Origin of the sequence: Methylocella silvestris, from assembly GCF_002891535.1 — a bacterium.
Classification (GTDB): Bacteria; Pseudomonadota; Alphaproteobacteria; order Rhizobiales; family Beijerinckiaceae; genus Methylocapsa; species Methylocapsa silvestris_A.
This window is the reverse complement of record NZ_PDZR01000001.1, coordinates 424621-443024: the sequence shown is the minus strand read 5'-3', so window position 1 is coordinate 443024 and position 18404 is coordinate 424621. Positions and strand designations below refer to the sequence as shown.

General features: G+C 62.6%; 18 protein-coding genes. 5 read left to right on the top strand and 13 right to left on the bottom strand.

The genetic code is table 11. From position 1 onward, the window contains the following. Window position 1: 1 nt before the first annotated feature. From ccoG to CR492_RS01990, 12 genes are all read right to left on the bottom strand, one after another. Entirely contained in the window at window positions 2-1447 is a 1446-nt protein-coding gene (gene ccoG, locus CR492_RS02045) for a cytochrome c oxidase accessory protein CcoG (protein WP_102842021.1), read from the bottom strand. A gap of 123 nt (window positions 1448-1570) precedes the next feature. Continuing rightward, window positions 1571-2455 (bottom strand): cytochrome-c oxidase, cbb3-type subunit III, encoded by an 885-nt coding sequence (gene ccoP / locus CR492_RS02040; protein WP_102842020.1) that lies wholly within the window; start codon window positions 2453-2455, stop codon window positions 1571-1573. Window positions 2456-2459: 4 nt separating this feature from the next. Then, the gene (locus CR492_RS02035; RefSeq protein ID WP_102842019.1) at window positions 2460-2612 is read right to left on the bottom strand and encodes a cbb3-type cytochrome c oxidase subunit 3; all 153 of its coding nucleotides are present in this window, start codon (window positions 2610-2612) and stop codon (window positions 2460-2462) included. Between the two features lie 9 nt (window positions 2613-2621). After that, window positions 2622-3389: a cytochrome-c oxidase, cbb3-type subunit II gene (gene ccoO / locus CR492_RS02030; RefSeq protein ID WP_180982391.1), complete on the bottom strand. Its 768-nt coding sequence runs from the start codon at window positions 3387-3389 to the stop codon at window positions 2622-2624. Between the two features lie 12 nt (window positions 3390-3401). After that, a complete protein-coding gene (ccoN, locus tag CR492_RS02025; RefSeq protein WP_102842018.1) occupies window positions 3402-5075 on the bottom strand; it encodes a cytochrome-c oxidase, cbb3-type subunit I in 1674 nt (557 codons plus the stop codon). Window positions 5076-5351: 276 nt separating this feature from the next. Further along, the gene (locus tag CR492_RS02020) at window positions 5352-5609 is read right to left on the bottom strand and encodes a formate dehydrogenase subunit delta (RefSeq protein ID WP_102842017.1); all 258 of its coding nucleotides are present in this window, start codon (window positions 5607-5609) and stop codon (window positions 5352-5354) included. Beyond that, window positions 5599-6456 (bottom strand): formate dehydrogenase accessory sulfurtransferase FdhD, encoded by an 858-nt coding sequence (gene fdhD, locus CR492_RS02015; protein WP_102842016.1) that lies wholly within the window; start codon window positions 6454-6456, stop codon window positions 5599-5601. Before fdhD ends, CR492_RS02020 begins: the two co-directional genes overlap by 11 nt. Continuing rightward, window positions 6453-9299 (bottom strand): formate dehydrogenase subunit alpha, encoded by a 2847-nt coding sequence (gene fdhF / locus CR492_RS02010; protein ID WP_102842015.1) that lies wholly within the window; start codon window positions 9297-9299, stop codon window positions 6453-6455. The genes fdhD and fdhF overlap by 4 nt, the downstream gene beginning before the upstream one ends. Window positions 9300-9311: 12 nt before the next feature. Continuing rightward, window positions 9312-10862: a formate dehydrogenase beta subunit gene (locus CR492_RS02005; protein ID WP_102842014.1), complete on the bottom strand. Its 1551-nt coding sequence runs from the start codon at window positions 10860-10862 to the stop codon at window positions 9312-9314. Next, window positions 10859-11332, bottom strand: coding sequence for a formate dehydrogenase subunit gamma (locus CR492_RS02000; protein ID WP_245411926.1), 474 nt, complete (start codon window positions 11330-11332; stop codon window positions 10859-10861). Before CR492_RS02000 ends, CR492_RS02005 begins: the two co-directional genes overlap by 4 nt. Before the next feature lie 234 nt (window positions 11333-11566). After that, window positions 11567-11788 carry a hypothetical protein gene (locus tag CR492_RS01995; protein WP_102842012.1) on the bottom strand — a complete coding sequence of 74 codons (222 nt, stop codon included), beginning with the start codon at window positions 11786-11788 and terminating at the stop codon, window positions 11567-11569. 137 nt (window positions 11789-11925) lie between these two features. Further along, on the bottom strand, window positions 11926-12360 hold the full coding sequence (locus CR492_RS01990) for a DUF2721 domain-containing protein (protein ID WP_102842011.1): 435 nt from the start codon (window positions 12358-12360) through the stop codon (window positions 11926-11928). Window positions 12361-12696: 336 nt separating this feature from the next. Here CR492_RS01990 and mscL point away from each other — a divergent pair, with 336 nt between their 5' ends. The 4 genes from mscL to CR492_RS01970 all read left to right on the top strand — a co-directional run bounded on the left by mscL (window position 12697) and on the right by CR492_RS01970 (window position 15030). Continuing rightward, entirely contained in the window at window positions 12697-13101 is a 405-nt protein-coding gene (gene mscL / locus CR492_RS01985; RefSeq protein ID WP_102842010.1) for a large conductance mechanosensitive channel protein MscL, read from the top strand. Window positions 13102-13453: 352 nt separating this feature from the next. Then, entirely contained in the window at window positions 13454-13855 is a 402-nt protein-coding gene (gene irr, locus CR492_RS01980) for a Fur family transcriptional regulator Irr (RefSeq protein WP_210200228.1), read from the top strand. A gap of 175 nt (window positions 13856-14030) precedes the next feature. Then, window positions 14031-14456 carry a group II truncated hemoglobin gene (locus CR492_RS01975; protein ID WP_102842338.1) on the top strand — a complete coding sequence of 142 codons (426 nt, stop codon included), beginning with the start codon at window positions 14031-14033 and terminating at the stop codon, window positions 14454-14456. Continuing rightward, on the top strand, window positions 14440-15030 hold the full coding sequence (locus tag CR492_RS01970) for a hypothetical protein (RefSeq protein ID WP_102842008.1): 591 nt from the start codon (window positions 14440-14442) through the stop codon (window positions 15028-15030). Before CR492_RS01975 ends, CR492_RS01970 begins: the two co-directional genes overlap by 17 nt. Before the next feature lie 170 nt (window positions 15031-15200). Here CR492_RS01970 and nifA read toward each other — a convergent pair whose 3' ends face one another. Next, window positions 15201-16934, bottom strand: coding sequence for a nif-specific transcriptional activator NifA (gene nifA / locus CR492_RS01965; RefSeq protein ID WP_102842337.1), 1734 nt, complete (start codon window positions 16932-16934; stop codon window positions 15201-15203). Window positions 16935-17227: 293 nt separating this feature from the next. On the opposite strand from nifA, the gene CR492_RS01960 reads away from it, so the two are divergent. Continuing rightward, complete coding sequence (locus tag CR492_RS01960; protein WP_102842007.1) at window positions 17228-18070, top strand: xanthine dehydrogenase; 843 nt, start codon at window positions 17228-17230, stop codon at window positions 18068-18070. The last annotated feature ends 334 nt before the right edge of the window (window positions 18071-18404 follow it).

Here is an 18404-nt window from a genome sequence, read left to right as displayed (position 1 = left end):
TTCAGGGCGCGAAGAAATTGTCCGTCGCCGTCGTCGATGCGCCGCTCGCGGCGTCCTTCAACTTGAGGACCAGCTCCTGGCTCGCCGGCAGCGCGTCGTTGCGCGGCATGATGACGAAGACGCGCACTTCCCGAACCTGGTCCGGCCCGACTTCAATGATCGGCGCCGCTTCCGCATTGTCGCCGCCGACGACGGCCACCCTCGCCCCCGCCGGCCGCTCGACTTCGATCGAGAAGCTGCGCGCGGTCGAGTGGCGGTTGACAATATGCGCGGTGACGGCGTTGCGTATCGATCCATCCGAAGTTTTGACAAACATCGGATTGCGGTCGTGCATGACCGACAGGCTCACATCCTTGCGGCCGACCAGGGCCGCAATCATAATGCCGCCGACGGCTGAGATGACGACGGCGTAAAGGATCGTGCGGCCGCGGATCAATTTGAACGCGTTGGGCTTGCCCGCGAGGCGGCGCGCGACATTGAGGTCGGTGTCATAGGCGATGAGCCGGGGCGGACGATCAATCTTGGCCATCACCGTATCGCAAGCGTCGATGCAAAGACCGCATTGGATGCAGCCGAGGCTCGGCCCCTGGCGGATATCGACGCCGGTCGGGCATACGGCCACGCACTGACCGCAATCGATGCAGTCGCCGATCTTCTCACCTCCCGAACGCAGCAGCTTCGCTTTCTTGAGCGATTCGCGCGGCTCGCCGCGATCGTAGCGATAGGTGACGTTCAGCGCGTTTTCGTCAGTCAGCGCGGCCTGGATGCGCGGCCACGGACACATATAAAGGCAGACCTGCTCGCGCATGAAGCCGGCGAGCACATAGGTCGTCGTGGTCAAAATCGCGATCCAGATCAGCGCTGTGGGCGGCGCCTCGAATCGCGCCATCTTGCCGACGAGCGTCGGCGCGTCGGCGAAATAGAGCACCCATGCGCCGCCGGTCCACCAGGCAACGGCGAGCCAGACGACATGCTTTAAGGTTTTCTCGCGCACGCGCTGGAAGGTCCAGGGCCCGGCGTCCTTGCGCATCCGCTCGCGGCGATCGCCTTCAAAAAGGCGCTCGGTCCAGAAGAACAGGTCGGTCCAAACGGTCTGGGGGCAGAGATAGCCGCACCAAACGCGCCCGGCGAGCGCGTTCATGAGGAACAGGGTCATCGCCGCCAGGATCAGAAGCCCGGTCAGATAATAGATTTCCTGCGGCCAGATCTCGATGAAGAAAAAGTAGAATTTTCGATTGGCGAAATCGATCAGCACGGCCTGGTTTGGCGCATCGGGACCGCGATCCCAGCGCACAAACGGAAGAAAATAATAGATCCCCAGCGTCACCGCGAGGAGGATCCATTTGATGCGCCGGTAGGTTCCGGTCACCTTTTGGGGGTAGATCTTTGGGGCGGAGGCGTAGAGAGGTGAGTCGTCTCCGAGATCGCTCGCTTGTGCTTGCGTCATTGTCCAGCTTCGGCCTGCCGGAGCGAACGCGCATCTCCGCGCCACGCTCCTTTTTGTTTCAATGCTTGATTTCTACTCGAAAACGCGATCCGTTTCCGGAAATCATGCATGTGTGGCGAGCGGCTATTTGCCGCCGCCAAGCGTATGGACGAAAACAGTAAGCGCCTTGATCGTGCTTTCGTCGAGACGGCCCTTCCACGCGGGCATCACGCCGCCGCCGCCAACCTCGATGCGGTGCATGATATCTGCCTTGGTCGGGCCGTAAAGCCAGACCTGCGTCGTGAGATTCGCCGCGCCCACATCAACATTGCCCTTGCCGTCCTCGCCATGACAGGGCGAGCAATTGTCGATGAACAATTGCTTGCCCTTGGCGAGGTCGGCTCCAGCGTCAGGAGCGTTGCCGGACAGTGTGCGAACATAATCGGCGATCGTCGAGATTTCCTCCTTGTTCAGGAGTCCGTCGCGGCCGAAAGACGGCATGACGCCGGCATGGGTGTCGGGATCGGCGGTCCATCGCGCGCCATGGGTGATGGTCGTGTGGATTTGATCCAGCGTGCCGCCCCACAGCCAGCGATCGGCGTTGAGGTTCGGATAGCCCCGCGACCCCTGAGCGCCGGCGCCATGGCAAGGCGAGCAATTCTGCGCAAAGGCCGCCGCGCCCTCGGCGCGAGCGAAAGCGAGCAGTTCTGGCGTCGCCTCAATCTGCTGCAGCGAGGCGGCGGCGAGCTTGTCGTTCATGGCGCTGCGCGAAGCCCTGAGCTCGTCCAACTCGCGCGCGACAACCGTGCGCGAGTTCCAGCCAAGAAGACCCTTCGTCGCGCCGCCGAACCAAGGCCACGCCGGAAACAGCACCCAGTAGATGATCGCCCAGACGATGCAGCCGTAAAGCGTGTAGAGCCACCACCGCGGCAATGGCGTGTTCAGCTCCGAGATGCCGTCCCAGCTGTGGCCCGTTGTTGTTTTTCCGGTCGCGGCGTCATAATCGCCGCCGTGAGCATGATCGGCCACGGGATCAATCCTCTCTGAGGGGAATGCGAGCCGCCTCGTCGAAGGCGGCGCCTTTCGACGGCCAAAGCGCATAGACGACGACGACGATGAAGATCACGCTGAAGTAGGCAAGACCCCAGGTCGCCGCGAACTGTCGCAAAATTTCATAGGTGGACATTGAAGCGCCTCACCGGATGTTCGCCTTGTTGTCGTAAATCTTGAAGTCGATCTGCGTGCCGAGCTGCTGCAGATAGGCGATTACAGCGTCGGCTTCGGTCAGCGGTCGCTTGTCCGCGCCGAACTCATGCGCGCTCGCCTTGGGATAGCGCGCTTGCAGATCGGCGACGCCCGGCGAATCCGGCGAGCCCTGCGCCGAAAGATCCTCCTGCGCCTTGTCGATCATGTCCTGCGTATAGGGGACGCCGACGAGGGCGAGCGTTTTCATATTGTCGGCGATATGGGCGCCGTCGAGCGGCGTCTCCTCAAGGAATCCGTAGCGCGGCATGATTGAGGCCGGCACCACCGCTTGCGGATGGCGCAGATGGTCGCGATGCCAATCGTCCGAATATTTGCCGCCGATGCGAGCGAGATCCGGGCCGTTGCGCTTCGAGCCCCATTGGAAAGGATGATCATACATGCTCTCGGCGGCGAGCGAGTAATGGCCGTAGCGCTCGACCTCGTCACGCAAGGCGCGGACCTGCTGCGAATGGCACAGATAGCAGCCCTCCCGGACATAGATGTCGAAGCCGGCGAGCTCCAGCGGCGTCTTCGGACGGACGCCGTCGACCTTTTCAATCGTGGCCTTGAGGAAGAACAGCGGGACGATCTCGACGAGGCCGCCGATCGAAATAGCGACCAGAATGCCGAGGACCAGAATGATCGAATTCTTCTCGAAGATCGCATGGTAATCCCACAGCGAGCGCTTCGGCGTCGGAGCTTGGTTTGTCGCGGACACGCTATAAGTCTCCTACTCGGCCGGAACGAGACGCGGTTGCGGCGAGGGCCGCGATTCCGGCACCTCTGCGGCGTCGGGCGAGACGATCGTCATGTAGAGGTTGTAGGCCATGATCAGGGCGCCGACGAGGAACAGGAAGCCGCCGAGCGCGCGGATCACATACATCGGATGCATCGCCTCGACGGTCTCGATGAAGGAATATTCGAGGAAGCCAAGCGAAGTATAGGCGCGCCACATCAGACCCTGCATGATGCCGGCGACCCACATCGAGCTAATGTAGAAGACAATGCCGATCGTCGAAATCCAGAAGTGCCAATTGACGAGCTTGAGCGAATAGAGGCCGCGGCGGTTCCAGAGCCAGGGAACGATGCAATAGAGCGCGCCGAAGGAAATGTAGCCGACCCATCCGAGCGCGCCGGAATGGACATGGCCGATGGTCCAGTCCGTGTAATGGCTGAGCGAGTTGACCGTCTTGATCGACATCAACGGCCCTTCGAACGTCGACATTCCGTAAAAGGCGATCGAGACAACGAGCAGTCGCAGCACGGGATCGGTGCGCAGCTTGTCCCACGCGCCGGAAAGCGTCAGCATTCCGTTGATCATGCCGCCCCAGGAGGGCATCCACAGGATGATGGACATGGTCATGCCCAGCGTCTGCGCCCAATCGGGAAGCGCCGTGAAGTGGAGATGGTGCGGACCCGCCCAGATATAGAGGAAGATCAGCGCCCAGAAATGGATGATCGACAGGCGATAGGAATAGACCGGCCGCCCTGCCCGCTTCGGCACGAAATAATACATCATGCCGAGGAAGGAGGCCGTCAGATAGAAGCCGACCGCGTTGTGGCCGTACCACCACTGGATCATGGCGTCCTGGACGCCCGACCACACGATGTAGGATTTCGGCGAGAACAACGAGACAGGGATCGCCGCATTATTGCCGAGAACGAGGACCGCGATGGTGACGATGAAAGCGAGGAAGAACCAGTTGGCGACATAGATATGCGGTTCGGACCGCTTCATGATCGTGCCGAGGAAGACGCCGAAATAGGTCAGCCAGACGGCGACGAGCAGAAGGTCCGCGTACCATTCGGGTTCGGCGTATTCTTTGGAGTGGGTAATGCCGAGCAGATAGCCAGTGCCGGCGATGACGATGAAAAGATTATAGCCAAGCGCTATGAACCAGGGCGAGAGGTCGCCGGGAAGGCGGGCGCGGGAGGTCCGCTGAACGATATAGAGCGAAGTCGCGAGCAAGATATTGCCGCCAAACGCGAAGATGACGGCCGAGGTGTGCAGCGGCCGCAGGCGTCCGAAATTGACCCAGCGCGCGAAATTGAGGTCGGGAAAGGCCAGTTCCAGCGCTATGTAAAGGCCGACCGTGAAGCCCGCTATGCCCCAGAATACCGAGGCGAGGGTGCAGAATTTGATCGGGCCGAAATTATAGTTGGGAACGCCGTCCAGCTCCTGCGGCGGCCAGGCGGCCTCGCGCTTCTGGTAGCGCAGATAGATCGCATAAATGCCCGCGACGCTGGCGAGGCAAAGCACGACCATGTGGAAGGCGTAGCCCGGCGTCCACGCCTTGACGGCGATAAAGGCCGTCAGCAAGGCGAGAACAGCAAGCACGCCCGCGAGGCCAATTTCGCCGAATCTTGGAGTTTTGGCGGCGGCGGGAGAAAGCGTTTGAGACATGAAAGGCGCCCGTTCGCAGCGTTCAATTATTGAGACAGCTCAGAGACTGCCTGCGGAGAGAAGCGGAACTTGGACGAATCATAGGGATGAAGCAATGCGTTAAATCAATTCAAAATTGCGCCAAAAGGTCGCCGCGTCGCAGCAATACGACTACAGTCGCAGGCTACGGACGGACAACAGGCTGAGCTGCGGCGCACAAAATAAGGCCATAAGGCGCCGCAAGCGATAAGGCTGCGGCGGCGTCCGGGCGCAGCCTTATACGCGGAGTGGCGTGCGCTACTTGCCCGCGGCGCTTTCAAGCGCGCCGGCGTCGACGCGGCTTGTCGCTTGCAGCAGGCGCACCGCCTGCCTGACGTCGGGATCGAGATCCATGCCGCCCTCGTCGAGATGCTTGACGATCTTCGCCCGCATCGCCGGATCCCAGAACTTGCGCAGATGATCGGCGATGCCCGCGGCCGGATCAGTGTGCTTTTGCGAGGAAAAATATTTCCCGATCTGATTGGCCATATAGACAAGTTTGTTGCTAGGCGACATTGGCGGCGACCCGATCGATAATACGCGCAGGATGCGTGAAGACCTCGAAATCCTTGCCCCGCGCGACGGCGACAAGGGTGACGCCGCAGGCGTCGGCGAGCCGAATCGCGGCTGCGGTCGGCGCGGAGATGGCGACAACGGCGGCGGCGCCCATGCGCGCAATCTTCTGAATGAGTTCGACCGAGACGCGGCTCGTCAGGAGAACGAGCCCCTCGGCCGGCGCGACGCCCGCGCGCAGCAGCGCGCCGGCGAGCTTGTCCAGTGCATTATGACGGCCAACATCCTCGCGCGCGGCGACGAGGCCCCGCGCTGGCGTCCAGAACCCCGCGGCATGAACCGCATGCGTTTGTTCGTTCAAAAATTGCCCCGCCCCGAGCGAGGCGATCGCCTCCGAGATGTCGCGGCGGCCGAAGGTCAGCGCGCTCGAGACGGGCGGCGCGGCGCGCATCGCCTGCTCGAGGCTTTCGATGCCGCAGAGGCCACAGCCGGTCGGGCCGGCCATGGCGCGGCGGCGCGCTGCATGATCGCTGGCGCGCTCCGCCGGCAGCCAGGAGCGCAATTCGACGCCGAGTTTAGTCGGAATCATTTCGAACCCCGAGAGGTCCGAGACCTTGTCGATGAGACCTTCCGTGAAGGAAAAGCCGATCGCGAAATCCTCAAAATCGGCCGGCGTCGCCATCATGACGGCGTGCGTCGCGCCGTTGAAGGTCAAGGCGATCGCCGTCTCTTCCGGCACGTCTCGCGCGGCGGGCGAAAACATCGCGCCGCGCTGCGCGAGGCAGGGCGCCCGCATGACCGGAGCCGGCGCCTCGCACGCCAAGGCGCCATCGCGGTCGAGATCGCTCATTCCGCCGCGTCCGCCTCCTGCAAGATGCGGCGGCTTTGCTCGGCCTGCTGGCGGTAGCTCTCCTGCCATTCGGACGGACCATTTGAGGGCGAAACCTGCACCGCCGTCACCTTGAATTCCGGACAATTGGTCGCCCAGTCAGAAAATTCCGTCGTCACCACATTGGCCTGCGTCATCGGGTGATGGAACGTCGTATAGACAACGCCCGGGGCGACCCGGTCGGTAATCAGCGCGCGCAGCGTGGTATCGCCGGCGCGACTCTGCACCTTCACCCAATCGCCGCCCTTGACGCCGCGCAGCTCGGCGTCGTGCGGATGGATTTCGAGAAGATCCTCCGGATGCCAGGCGACATTGGCGGTCCGCCGCGTCTGCGCCCCGACATTATAATGGCTGAGGATACGCCCCGTCGTCAGCAGCAGCGGGAAGCGCGGCCCCGTGCGCTCGTCGGTCGCGACATATTCGGTGATCACGAATTTGCCCTTGCCGCCGGCAAAGCCGCCGATATGCATGACCGGAGTGCCGTCGGGGGCGGCCGCGTTGCAGGGCCATTGCACAGAGCCCATCTCGTCAAGCTTGGCGTAGGAGACGCCGGCAAAGCTCGGCGTCGTCAGCGCGATCTCGTCCATGATCTCGCTTGGATGTTTGTAGGACATCTTGAAGCCCATGGCGTTGGAGAGCAGCATGGTGATCTCCCAATCGCCGTAACCGTTCTTCGGACTCATCACCTTGCGCACGCGCTGAATGCGGCGCTCGGCGTTGGTGAAGGTGCCATCCTTCTCAAGGAAGCTCGAGCCCGGCAGGAAGACATGGGCGTAATTGGCCGTTTCATTCAGGAACAGATCCTGGACGACGACGCATTCCATCGCCTTGAGGCCGGAAGCGACGTGATGCGTGTCGGGGTCCGACTGCAGAATGTCCTCGCCCTGGATATAAATGCCGCGGAACGTTCCCTCGACGGCGGCGTCTAGCATGTTTGGAATGCGCAGCCCCGGCTCGTGCTCGAGCGCGACGCCCCACAGACTTTCATAGACGTCGCGGGCGGCCGTGTCCGACACATGGCGGTAGCCCGCGAATTCATGCGGGAAAGAGCCCATGTCACAGGCCCCCTGGACATTGTTCTGACCGCGCAGCGGATTAACGCCGACGCCCGGCCGGCCGAGATTTCCGGTGGCCATGGCAAGGTTTGCGATCGCGAGCACGGTCGTCGATCCCTGGCTGTGCTCCGTCACGCCAAGGCCATAGAAGATCGCCGCGTTGCCGCCGGTCGCGTAAAGCCTCGCGGCGCTGCGGATGAGGTCGGCGCGAACGCCTGAAATCTTCTCGACTTCTTCGGGGCTATGGCGCGGCTCGGAGACAAAAGCCGCCCAGTCCTGAAACTCCGACCAGTCACAGCGTTCGCGCACGAACGCCTCATTGACGAGTCCTTCTGTCACGATGACATGGGCGAGCGACGTCACCACCGAAACATTGCAGCCCGGCTGAAGCGGCAGATGGAAATCCGCCTTGACGTGCGGCGTCTCGACAAGATCGATGCGGCGCGGATCGATGACGATCAGCTTCGCTCCGGCGCGCAGCCGCTTCTTCATGCGCGAGCCGAAGACCGGATGACCATCGGTCGGATTGGCGCCGATCACCAGCATCACATCGGTTTCTTCGACGGAGTCGAAATCCTGCGTGCCGGCCGAGGTGCCGAAGGCGGTCTTGAGGCCGTAGCCGGTCGGCGAGTGGCAGACGCGCGCGCAGGTGTCGACATTATTATTGCCGAAACCGGCGCGGATCAGCTTCTGGACGAGATAGGTCTCTTCATTGGTGCAGCGCGAGGAGGTGATGCCGCCGATCGCATGCTTGCCATGCTCCGCCTGGATACGCCGGAACTGCGAGGCGGCGTAATTGATCGCCTCCTCCCAGGACACTTCGCGCCACGGATCCTCGATCGAGGCGCGGATCATCGGCTTCAGGATGCGGTCGCGATGCGTCGCATAGCCATAGGCGAAGCGGCCCTTGACGCAGGAATGGCCATGATTGGCCTTGCCGTCCTTGTGCGGAACCATGCGGACGAGCTCCTCGCCGCGCATTTCGGCCTTGAAAGTGCAGCCGACGCCGCAATAGGCGCAGGTTGTCACCGCCGAATGCTCGGGCAGACCGATCTCGATCACCGATTTTTCCATCAGCGTGGCCGTCGGGCAGGCCTGGACGCAGGCGCCGCAGGAGACGCATTCCGATTCGAGGAACGGCTCGTCCTGGCCGGCGGCGACCCGGCTGCCAAAGCCGCGCCCGTCGATTGTCAGGGCGAAAGTGCCTTGCACTTCCTCGCAGGCGCGCACGCAGCGGTTGCAGACGATGCATTTGGCCGGGTCATAGGCAAAATAGGGATTGGACAGGTCCTTGACGTTGTCGAAATGGTTGGCGCCCTCATAGCCGTAGCGGACGTCGCGCAGGCCGACCGCGCCCGCCTGCGTCTGCAATTCGCAGTCGCCATTGGCCGAACAGGTCAGGCAATCGAGCGGATGGTCGGAGATATAAAGCTCCATCACGCCCTTGCGCAGCGCCTTCAGCCGCGGCGTCTGCGTTTTGACGGAGATGCCGGGCGCGACCGGAGTTGTGCAGGAGGCCGGCGTGCCGTTGCGCCCCTCGATTTCGACGAGGCAAAGCCGGCAGGAGCCGAACGCCTCGATCGAATCCGTCGCGCAAAGTTTTGGGATTTCCGTGCCCATCTCCATCGCGGCGCGCATGATGGAGGTGCCTTCGGGCGCGCTGACTTCGACTCCGTCGATCGTCAGCGTCACCATTTTTTCGGATTTTTGGGCGGGAGTGCCGAAATCGATCTCGGTGATCAGAGCCATCGCTATCTTCCTTCACTCAGCCGCGATTGCGTGGCGCGGGGCAAAATCTTCCGGGAAATGACGCAGAGCGCTCGTCACCGGATAGGGAGCAAAGCCGCCGAGAGCGCAGAGCGAACCGAATTTCATCGTGTTGCAGAGGTCTTCCAGCAGCGCGATGTTCTCCTCGACTTTGACTCCGGCGCGGATGCGGTCGACCGTTTCGACGCCGCGCGTCGAGCCGATACGGCAGGGCGTGCACTTGCCGCAGCTCTCGATCGCGCAGAACTCCATCGCGAAGCGCGCCATCTGCGCCATATCGACCGTGTCGTCGAAGACGACGACCCCGCCATGGCCGATGAGCGCGTCCTTCTTGGAAAAAGCCTCATAGTCGAACGGCGTGTCGAATTGCGAGACGGGCAGATAGGCGCCGAGCGGGCCGCCGCACTGCACCGCCCGGATCGGGCGGCCTGAGCGCGTTCCGCCGCCGATATCCTCGACGATCTCGCCAAGGCTCAGGCCGAAGGCCGTCTCGAACAGGCCGCCGAAGCGGACATTGCCGGCGATCTGGATCGGCATCGTCCCGCGCGAACGTCCCATGCCGAAGCTCGCGTAAAATTCGCCGCCCTTGGCGAGAATATGCGGCACGGCGACGAGGGAGAGCACGTTATTGATGACTGTCGGGCGTCCGAACAGGCCCTTATGCGCCGGCAGCGGCGGCTTGGCGCGGACAATGCCGCGCTTGCCCTCGAGGCTGTCGAGCAGCGCCGTTTCCTCGCCACAAACATAAGCGCCGGCGCCGGTCCGCATCTCGAGATCGAAGGCAAGGCCCGAGCCAAGGATATTCGGCCCGAGATAGCCGGCCGCGCGGGCGACCGCGATCGCCTCGTTGAAGGTTTTGATCGCGTGCGGATATTCGGACCGGCAATAGACATAGCCCCTGGTCGCGCCGACGGCGACGCCGGCGATGGCCATGCCCTCGATGAGGGCGAAGGGATCGCCCTCTATGATCATGCGGTCGGCGAAGGTGCCGCTGTCGCCCTCATCCGCGTTGCAGACGATATAGCGCCGGTCTGCGGGCGCCTCGGAGACCGTCTTCCATTTGATTCCGGTCGGGAACCCTGCCCCGCCGCGTCCGCGCAAACCAGATGCGGTCACTTCGGCGATCGTCGCCGCCGGGCCGATCTCGATGGCGCGGGCAAGGCCCTTCCAGCCGTCGAGCGCGGCGTAATCGGCCAGCGAGACCGGATCGACAATGCCGCAGCGAGCGAAGGTCAGCCGCGTCTGGCGCTTGAGATAGGGATGATCCTCGACCCGGCCGATGCCGAGCGCATGCGCGCCGCCGTTGAGCAGGCCCGCGTCGAACAGAGAGGAGACATCGGACGCCTTGACCGGCCCATAGCCGACACGCCCTTCGGCGGTTTCGACCTCGATCAGCGGTTCAAGGAACAGCATGCCGCGCGAGCCGGTGCGGACGATCTCGACGTCAACTCCGCGCGCCTGCGCCTCGGCGAGGACTTTCGCGGCGACCTTTTCGGCCCCCAGCGCCAGCGCGGCGGCGTCTTTCGGGATGAAAAGCCGGGTCATATGCTCACCGTGTCAACCGCCTCGGCCAGCGTCTCCGCGTCGAGCCGGCCAATCAGTTCATCATCCAGCATGGCCGCGGGCGAGCAGGCGCAAAGACCAAGGCAATAGATGGCTTCGACCGTCAAATCCCCGTCCGCCGTCGTCCCGCCCCATTCGAGGCCGCGGCCGGCGAGGAATTTACGCGCAAGCTCCTCGCTGCCCATGCTCTGGCAGGATTCGCCGCGACAGAGCTTCAGCACATGCCGCCCGGCGGGTTCATGGCGGAAATCATGATAAAAACTTGTGACGCCATGAACTTCGGCCCGGCTCAGATTGAGCGCTTTGGCGATCATCGGAACGGCGTCGGCGCTGACATAGCCGAATTCGTCCTGCAACGCGTGAAGAATCGGCAGCATCGGCCCCTCAAGGCCAAGATGTTCATTGATGATTTGTGCGGCCCGCTCTGCGTTCCAATTGGACGCCCCAGACATTGTTCCACCCATGACGCCTGCTTTTGCTTGTTGTCTGGAAAACGTGGCCCGCCGAACGTCAAAGATCAATGGGCTTGTTTCATCGGTTGATAGAAGCCTTCTATAAAGGGCAGCTTTGCGATGTCCCGTCGGCAGTTAATGGCCCCACGGCGACGGCCGAGGGCGCAGACGCGCCGGCGGCGCTGTGACGCCGGCGGCAAAGGTCAAGTTAGCCGCACTACGGCGACCCGCCAATCAATAGCGGCGGTAGACGCCGCGCGGCGCGTAGACCCTGCGCGCGCCATAGACCGGCCGCGCATAGACGCCGCGGCGCGCGACGACCGCTCCATTGGGCCCGGCGCAGCCTGCGCGATAGACGCCGCGCGCGCAGACGACGGCGCCGGCCTCTTCCACCGACACCGCCATGGCGCCCATCATGACCAAAGCGGTCGACGCCGCGAGAATGAATGTTTTCATTGACAGTCCCCTTGAGAACGGCCGTCCGGATGGACCGCCGCGTTTCCTGAACTCCGGCCTCGCCTTGCAAGCGGCGACTTTCGGAGAGACACAGCTATAGACCTTTTCCGATCGTCACGGCGAGGCCGCCTGCGAGCTCATGCGTGATGGTCAAGAGCGTTGAGTGATATTCTCAGCTCCATGGCGAAGGAGACCAAGGATCCGATCAACAAAAGCAGCGCCACAGAAAACAGAAGCGCGAGACCCGGCTCGTGCGCGATTTGAAAAAATGCGCTGGCGAAGGCGAAGAGAAGCAGGCCCGAACTGGCGATGGCGCTGCAGACGGCAAGGAAGATCGCGCGCCTGATCAAGACCGCGCGTCGCACCAGCCGCGGAATGTCGGCCTTGAGACGGGCGCGAGCCGGGTCGTCGTCCGATATGGCGTTGAGAGCGCGGCTGCGATCCGTGATCTTGTCCATGCGGACGCTGAGGATGGAAGCGAAGGCGGCGACGGCCCCCAGAAGAAAGGCGGGAGCGGTCGCCTGCGAGATGACGCGCGACAGGTGCTCGACATTCTGCATGTCGGAAATCATGCGGCGTTCCCCTGGAGCGGGATCAGGATAAGCGCGCGCCTGGCCCGTCCCATTTTGAGTTCGCTTCGGGCTAGAGGCCAAGGCCACGCGTTCGCTCGCCGGCGCCCGTCCTCCCGCGCCCGCTGAGCGCCGGGGTTCGACCACCCTGAGAATTTGGGTGAACGAATCCAACAGCGCGGGCTCTTTAGCAGCCCTTGCGACGCGATGCATCCGTGTTTAGCGGCCAGCACTGACGCGAGCCGGTCCCGCCGACTGAACCCTGCGTCGCCCGCCGTGTTGAAGCGACGCGCCGCGCGGGCGCGCGATCAAGCGATCCTATTCAGTAAGTGAGGCGGCATGTTCAAGGAATTCAAGGAATTCGCCCTCAGGGGCAATCTGATCGACCTGGCCATTGGCTTCATCATCGGCGCCGCCTTCAGCGGGCTGGTGCAGTCGGTTGTCAATGACATCATCATGCCGATCGTCGGCCGCGTCACCGGCGGCGTCGATTTTTCCAATCTCTATTGGCAATTGTCCGGCGCGCCGCAGCCAACCTTGGCGCGGGCCCGCCAGGCCGGCGCAACCATCGCCTATGGGAATTTCATTACGCTTCTGATCAATTTCCTGATCGTCGCTTTCGTCCTCTTCCTTATCGTCAAGGCGGTGAACAAGCTGACGCCGAAGCGAGCTCCGGCGTCGACCGAACCGCCAAAGCAGGAAGTTCTGCTGGAACAAATTCGCGACCTGCTGGCGAAAAAATAGCGGCGCGGGCTCCGCGGGCCGCGGCGATGGCGGGTTCGGGTTTGTGTCCGTTTCCCGACACTGCCGCATGTCGAGAAAACGACGCCGCCGCCTCGCCGCCGCGCGACGCGCCAATCTCCCAGAGGGAGACCCGCTCTTGCGGACGATCAATGCGGGATTGGCACGACCCGTGCTGTTCTATCGGGAATGCCTCCCGTCGATGCGATTTTTGATCGAAATGTGACGGGAGACCAAGAGCGCGCGGCCCCCTTCGCGTGAAACCCTGAGATAGGCCGAAATGACATCGCAAGCCACGTCCCAGCCATATGGAGGATCGGAATTCGCTCCCAAGGGACGCGATTTCCAGGCAGCCATGCGCGCCAAGCTGCGGGCGGCCGGACTGCGGCCGACCCGCCAGCGCCTGACGCTGGTCGCGCTTTTATTCGCGAATGGCGACTGCCACGTGACCGCCGAGACATTGCACGCCAGGTCGAAGCAGGCGCGGCCGCCGATTTCGCTCGCCACCGTTTATAATGCGCTGAACCAGTTCACCGAAGCCGGCCTGCTGCGCGAGATCGCCGTCCAGGGCTCGCGAACCTGGTACGACACCAATACGGGGCCGCATTATCATTTCCTGCTCGAGAACGAAGAGGATCTCCTCGACATTCCTCCGGAAGCCGTTGGCGTGCTTGGCCTGCCGCAGCCGCCCGAAGGCATGGAGATCATCAGCGCCGACCTTATCATCAGGGTTCGCAAGATCGATCCGCGCCGCTGAGCCGGACTGTTCGTCAGCCTCACGGCCCCCGATCGCTCCGACGCAAAACAAGACCGCCGGGCGAGCGCCATAAATCGATAACAAGCTTGAAAGAACGAAGCGGCCACAGGTCGTTTCCACCGCCGCTTCATTACCCGCGCCGATGATCGGCGGGGCTTGGGAATTCACTATCGCCATGGTTGACCAAGAGCTGCAAACCGCGATCCGGGACTTCGATCTCATCGGAGGCGCCGCCGCCGTCGATCGCCTGGTCGAATCCTTCTACCGCAACATGGATGAGCGCCCCGAGGCGCAAACCATTCGCGCCATGCATGCAGAAGATCTCGGATCGACGAAAGCGATCCTGAAACTTTATCTCGGCGAGTGGCTTGGGGGACCGGCTCTTTATTCGCAGAAGCGGGGACACCCGCGTCTGCGCATGCGGCACGTCCGTTTCTCCATCGGTCCCGGCGAGCGCGACGCCTGGCTCGCCTGCATGAACGCGGCGCTCGATGAGGTCGTCACGGAGCAGCCGCTCCGCGAACGGCTGAAGAGCGCTTTCCTTAAACTGGCCGACTGGCTTCGCAACGATCCGGAAAACGCACATGACAAGCATCACTGAAACGCCCTTCGCCTCTCTCGAAGCCGAAGGCCGACTGATTAACGCGGTCTTCAAGGGCGCCACGGAAAAGCCCGGTCGCTTTGGCTATCGCGGCGGGATCGCGCTGAAATTCCAGCAGTCCTTCGCCGACGAGAAGCGCCCGCCGGAACTTGCCTGCGAACAGGTCATCGCGGTCGCCGACGCCGGCGCCGAGACGATTCCCTTTCTGACCGCCAATTTCCTGTCGTTCGAACATCTGCAAACCTTCGCCGACGTTCTCAAAGGCAAGCTCAGCCCGACCGGAAAATATTTCGCCTTCTGCAACAACATCGATCTGCTCGCCAAATATCATGTCGAGATCGACGGCATTCCCTTCTTCGTGCTGCCGCTCGACGAATCGACTGTCTATAATGAAGTGCTGGAGCTGCTGAGGCTCGACAAAACCGATCTCAAGAAACTGACGATCGGCGGCAAGACCGACGCTGTGGCGGAGGCGGCCCTTGCTTTCGACGATTCCTACGACGCCATCAGTTTCGCGCAGGGGCTGGAGCGGATGGGGCCGGTCAAGAACCGTTACGAGCATCGTCCGGTTTGATCCGCAAGGGGTCGCAAGTCGCGATCTTGAACGACTGAACGATTTGGAAAGGCGCCGCCGCAAATCTGTGGCTGCGCCTTTTTTCTTGTCGCCAGATCCTTGCCACGCTCCGCTCAACCAGATGCACGGGCCGCGACACGCGCCCGCACATCTTGCTCCTCGCGCGACCTTTAGAATTTCTTGACGCGTATATTGTGCTTTCGCAGCGCATAGCCGATCTGTCTTGGCGTAATGCCGAGGACTCGGGCGGCTTTGGCCTTGACCCAACCGGCGCGCTCCATGGCGTCGACGATGCGTTCGCGGTCCGACCGGAACGCGCCCTCGCCCGCCGGAGGCAAGGCGCCCTCCGCCAGCTGGGGAAGCGATGCGGCGGCGGTCTCGGACGCGGCGACATCGCGCGCCGTCTCGACCGGCGGCAGACGCGTAAGGCCGACAGGGGCCTCGATATGCCTGTGACTGACTTGCGGCGCGTCGGACCCTTTCCACAAGATCGCTGACAGGCAGCCATCATTGTGGCAGGCGAAATCGTTTTGCTCGATTTCGTCGCCCGGGGCCATCGTCGCCGTGCGGCGCACGCAATTTTCAAGTTCGCGAATATTGCCGGGGAACTTGCATTCCGCGAGAACGGCGATCGCGGACGCCGTCAGCACCAGTTCGGTTTTCTGCTCGCTGTTGAAGCGGCGCAGAAATTCATTGGCGAGCGGCAGAATGTCGCCTTCGCGCTCGCGCAGCGGCGGCAGAAAGATCGGCACAACCGTAATGCGATAATACAGGTCGGCGCGGAATTCGCCGCGCTTGACGGCGTCCTCGAGGTTTTTGTTGGTGGCGCAAACCAGCCGCACATCGACCTTCAGCGGGCGCGAGCCGCCGACCCGCTCGAATTCCCCCTCTTGCAGCACGCGTAGCAATTTGACCTGGAACGCTGGCGAAATATCGCCGATCTCGTCGAGGAACAATGTGCCGCCGTCAGCAAGTTCGAACCGGCCCTTGCGCGTCGCGAGGGCGCCCGTGAACGCGCCCCGTTCGTGGCCGAACAGTTCCGACTCAAGCACGCTCTCCGGCAGAGCCGCGCAGTTGAGCTTGATGAAAGGCTTGCCGTGGCGAGGCGACAGATTATGGATCGCCGCCGCAAAAAGCTCCTTGCCGGTGCCGGATTCGCCGCGCAACAGCACGGTCGAACGGCTCTTTGCGACGATCCGGATCTTCTTGACCACGGCGCGCACGGCCGGGCTATCGCCGACGATGCCCTCGATGCCGCTGAATCGCGTCTCGGGCGAGCGGGGACGCGCGCTTTTTTCGAGCCGCGCATTTTCCTGCATCAGCCGCTCGCGGTCGCGCGCGACGAGCTTTTGCAGACGGAGAGTCTGGCCAACAAGATTGGCGATCATGGTCAAAAAGCGCACATCATGATCAAATCTGACGCTGGCGCGATTGGTATTGTTACGATCTACGGTCAAGGCGCCTATAACTTCATCGCCATCCTTGATCGGAACGCCGATGAGGGCGAAGGGCTCGCCATCCGCCCGCCCCCAGCCTGTGAGATCCGACCCTTCGAACAGGGGCGAAGCGTAAACATTTTCGACGACCAGCGGCATTTTGGTGGTGACGATCTGGCCAATCGCCCGTTCCGGCAGGCGGTCGAAATAAAGCTTCGCATTCTGTTCCGACCATCCGGAGCCGACGACGATTTCCGGCTTGCCGTTCTTGTCGAGGAGGGCGATCAGCCCATGCCGCATCTCGAGAAAACTGGAGAGCAACGTCAATACGCCGGCCAGGGACACTTCGAGCCTGTTCACCGACGCGAGAAGCTTCGAAATTTCATAAATGCCGACGAGGGTCGTTTCCCCCGGATCGGCTGCGCGACTGATCGGCTGCGGCGCCGTAGACGTCTGTCCATGAATCATTGAGAGCCACATTCTTGAGGACCGTTAAGCGACAATTCAAGCAAGCCCCATGCCGATTGTTCGAAATCATACAAAGCCGCCGGGTCAAATCGAACAATCGCCAAAAAGCCCGTTGCGAAACAATTGTCAGTTTCCGCCGCTATAATGTTGCGAAACGGACAACCCCGACACTTCTGTAAGCTATTCCTCGTTTAATATAGCTGTAACCACCCGTTTGCGGCTCGCTCAAGAGGAAAATCATAGCTTTGCGCTACTGGCCCGCCGCTTGCTATCCGGTCGCTGGAGGGCTTGGCATGGTCGATTATTCACATTTTCCCCCGGGTCGTTCGAGCAGACCCTTCGCCGTCATTCTGGGAGTGAACGAGGTCGCTTCGGCCATCGCCGTCCATCTTCACAGAAGCGGATGGAGCGCCGCTCTCTCCCGCGATTCCAACCCGCCAGTCTACCGCCGCGGCATGTCGTTCCATGACGCCTTGTTCGGCGACCGGGCGATGATCGCCGCGATTTCCGGCGCGCGCGCCGAAACCGGCCTCGAAGTGCTCGCGGCGGTCGCGCGGCCAGATTGCGTCGCCGTAACGACGCTCGGCCTCCTCGATCTTCTCGTGCTGCGCCAGCTCGACCTCGTCATCGACGCGCGGCTGCAGCCCCTTGCGTTGCGGCCGGACCTGCGCAATCTCGCCAGATTGACGATCGGCGTCGGGCCGGGGTTCGACGCCAAACTCAACTGCGACGTTGCAGTGCCGCTGGCGCAGACCGCCGCCGTAAAGATTGCCGGCGGCGCAGCGGAGACCACCGCCGCAGATCCTAAAAACTTCGTCTTCGCGCATCGGCGCGGCTCCTGGCGGACAGCCGTCGATCTCGGCTCGCGCGCCTTTCGCGGTTTCGTCGTCGGCCATGTCGGCGGCGAGCCTCTGGCCGCAGCGGCGGACGGCATTCTCATCGGCATCGTGCGGGACGGAACCGAAGTGGTCGAAGGCGATGTTCTCGCCGAAGTCGATCCGCGCACGCGACAGGCGGCGTGGACCGGAATGGACCCCGCCGGCCGCCTCACCGCCAAAGCGGTCATGCGCGCCCTTCAGAAAAATGCGACTCCGACTCTAAAGCGATCGGCCGTCATCGCCCAGGACGCCCGCTAGATCGCTTTGATCGCCAATTCGGCCGATCCACAAACACATGGGCGACCGCTTTCAGTTGATGGGAGCAGGATGTCGGCCCGAAAACGCTGCGACCTTCCGCGTCGTGCTCAAAGCTTCCAGAGTTCGCCGCGTTCGCCTGCTTGGAGCCCCCGTCCTTGTTCATCTCGACCGGGCGCGCCGCGATTGATTGAGATCATTGTCTCGCGATAGTTTCTGTGGGTTTATCGCGCCGCTGGCAAGGCCGCGGCAATCTTTCGGAATCTGCGGCCCCGTTTTCCGAAGTGTCGATTAACTGACATGGCGGCATTCGCTTTCCGACAGTGTCAGCATCGCG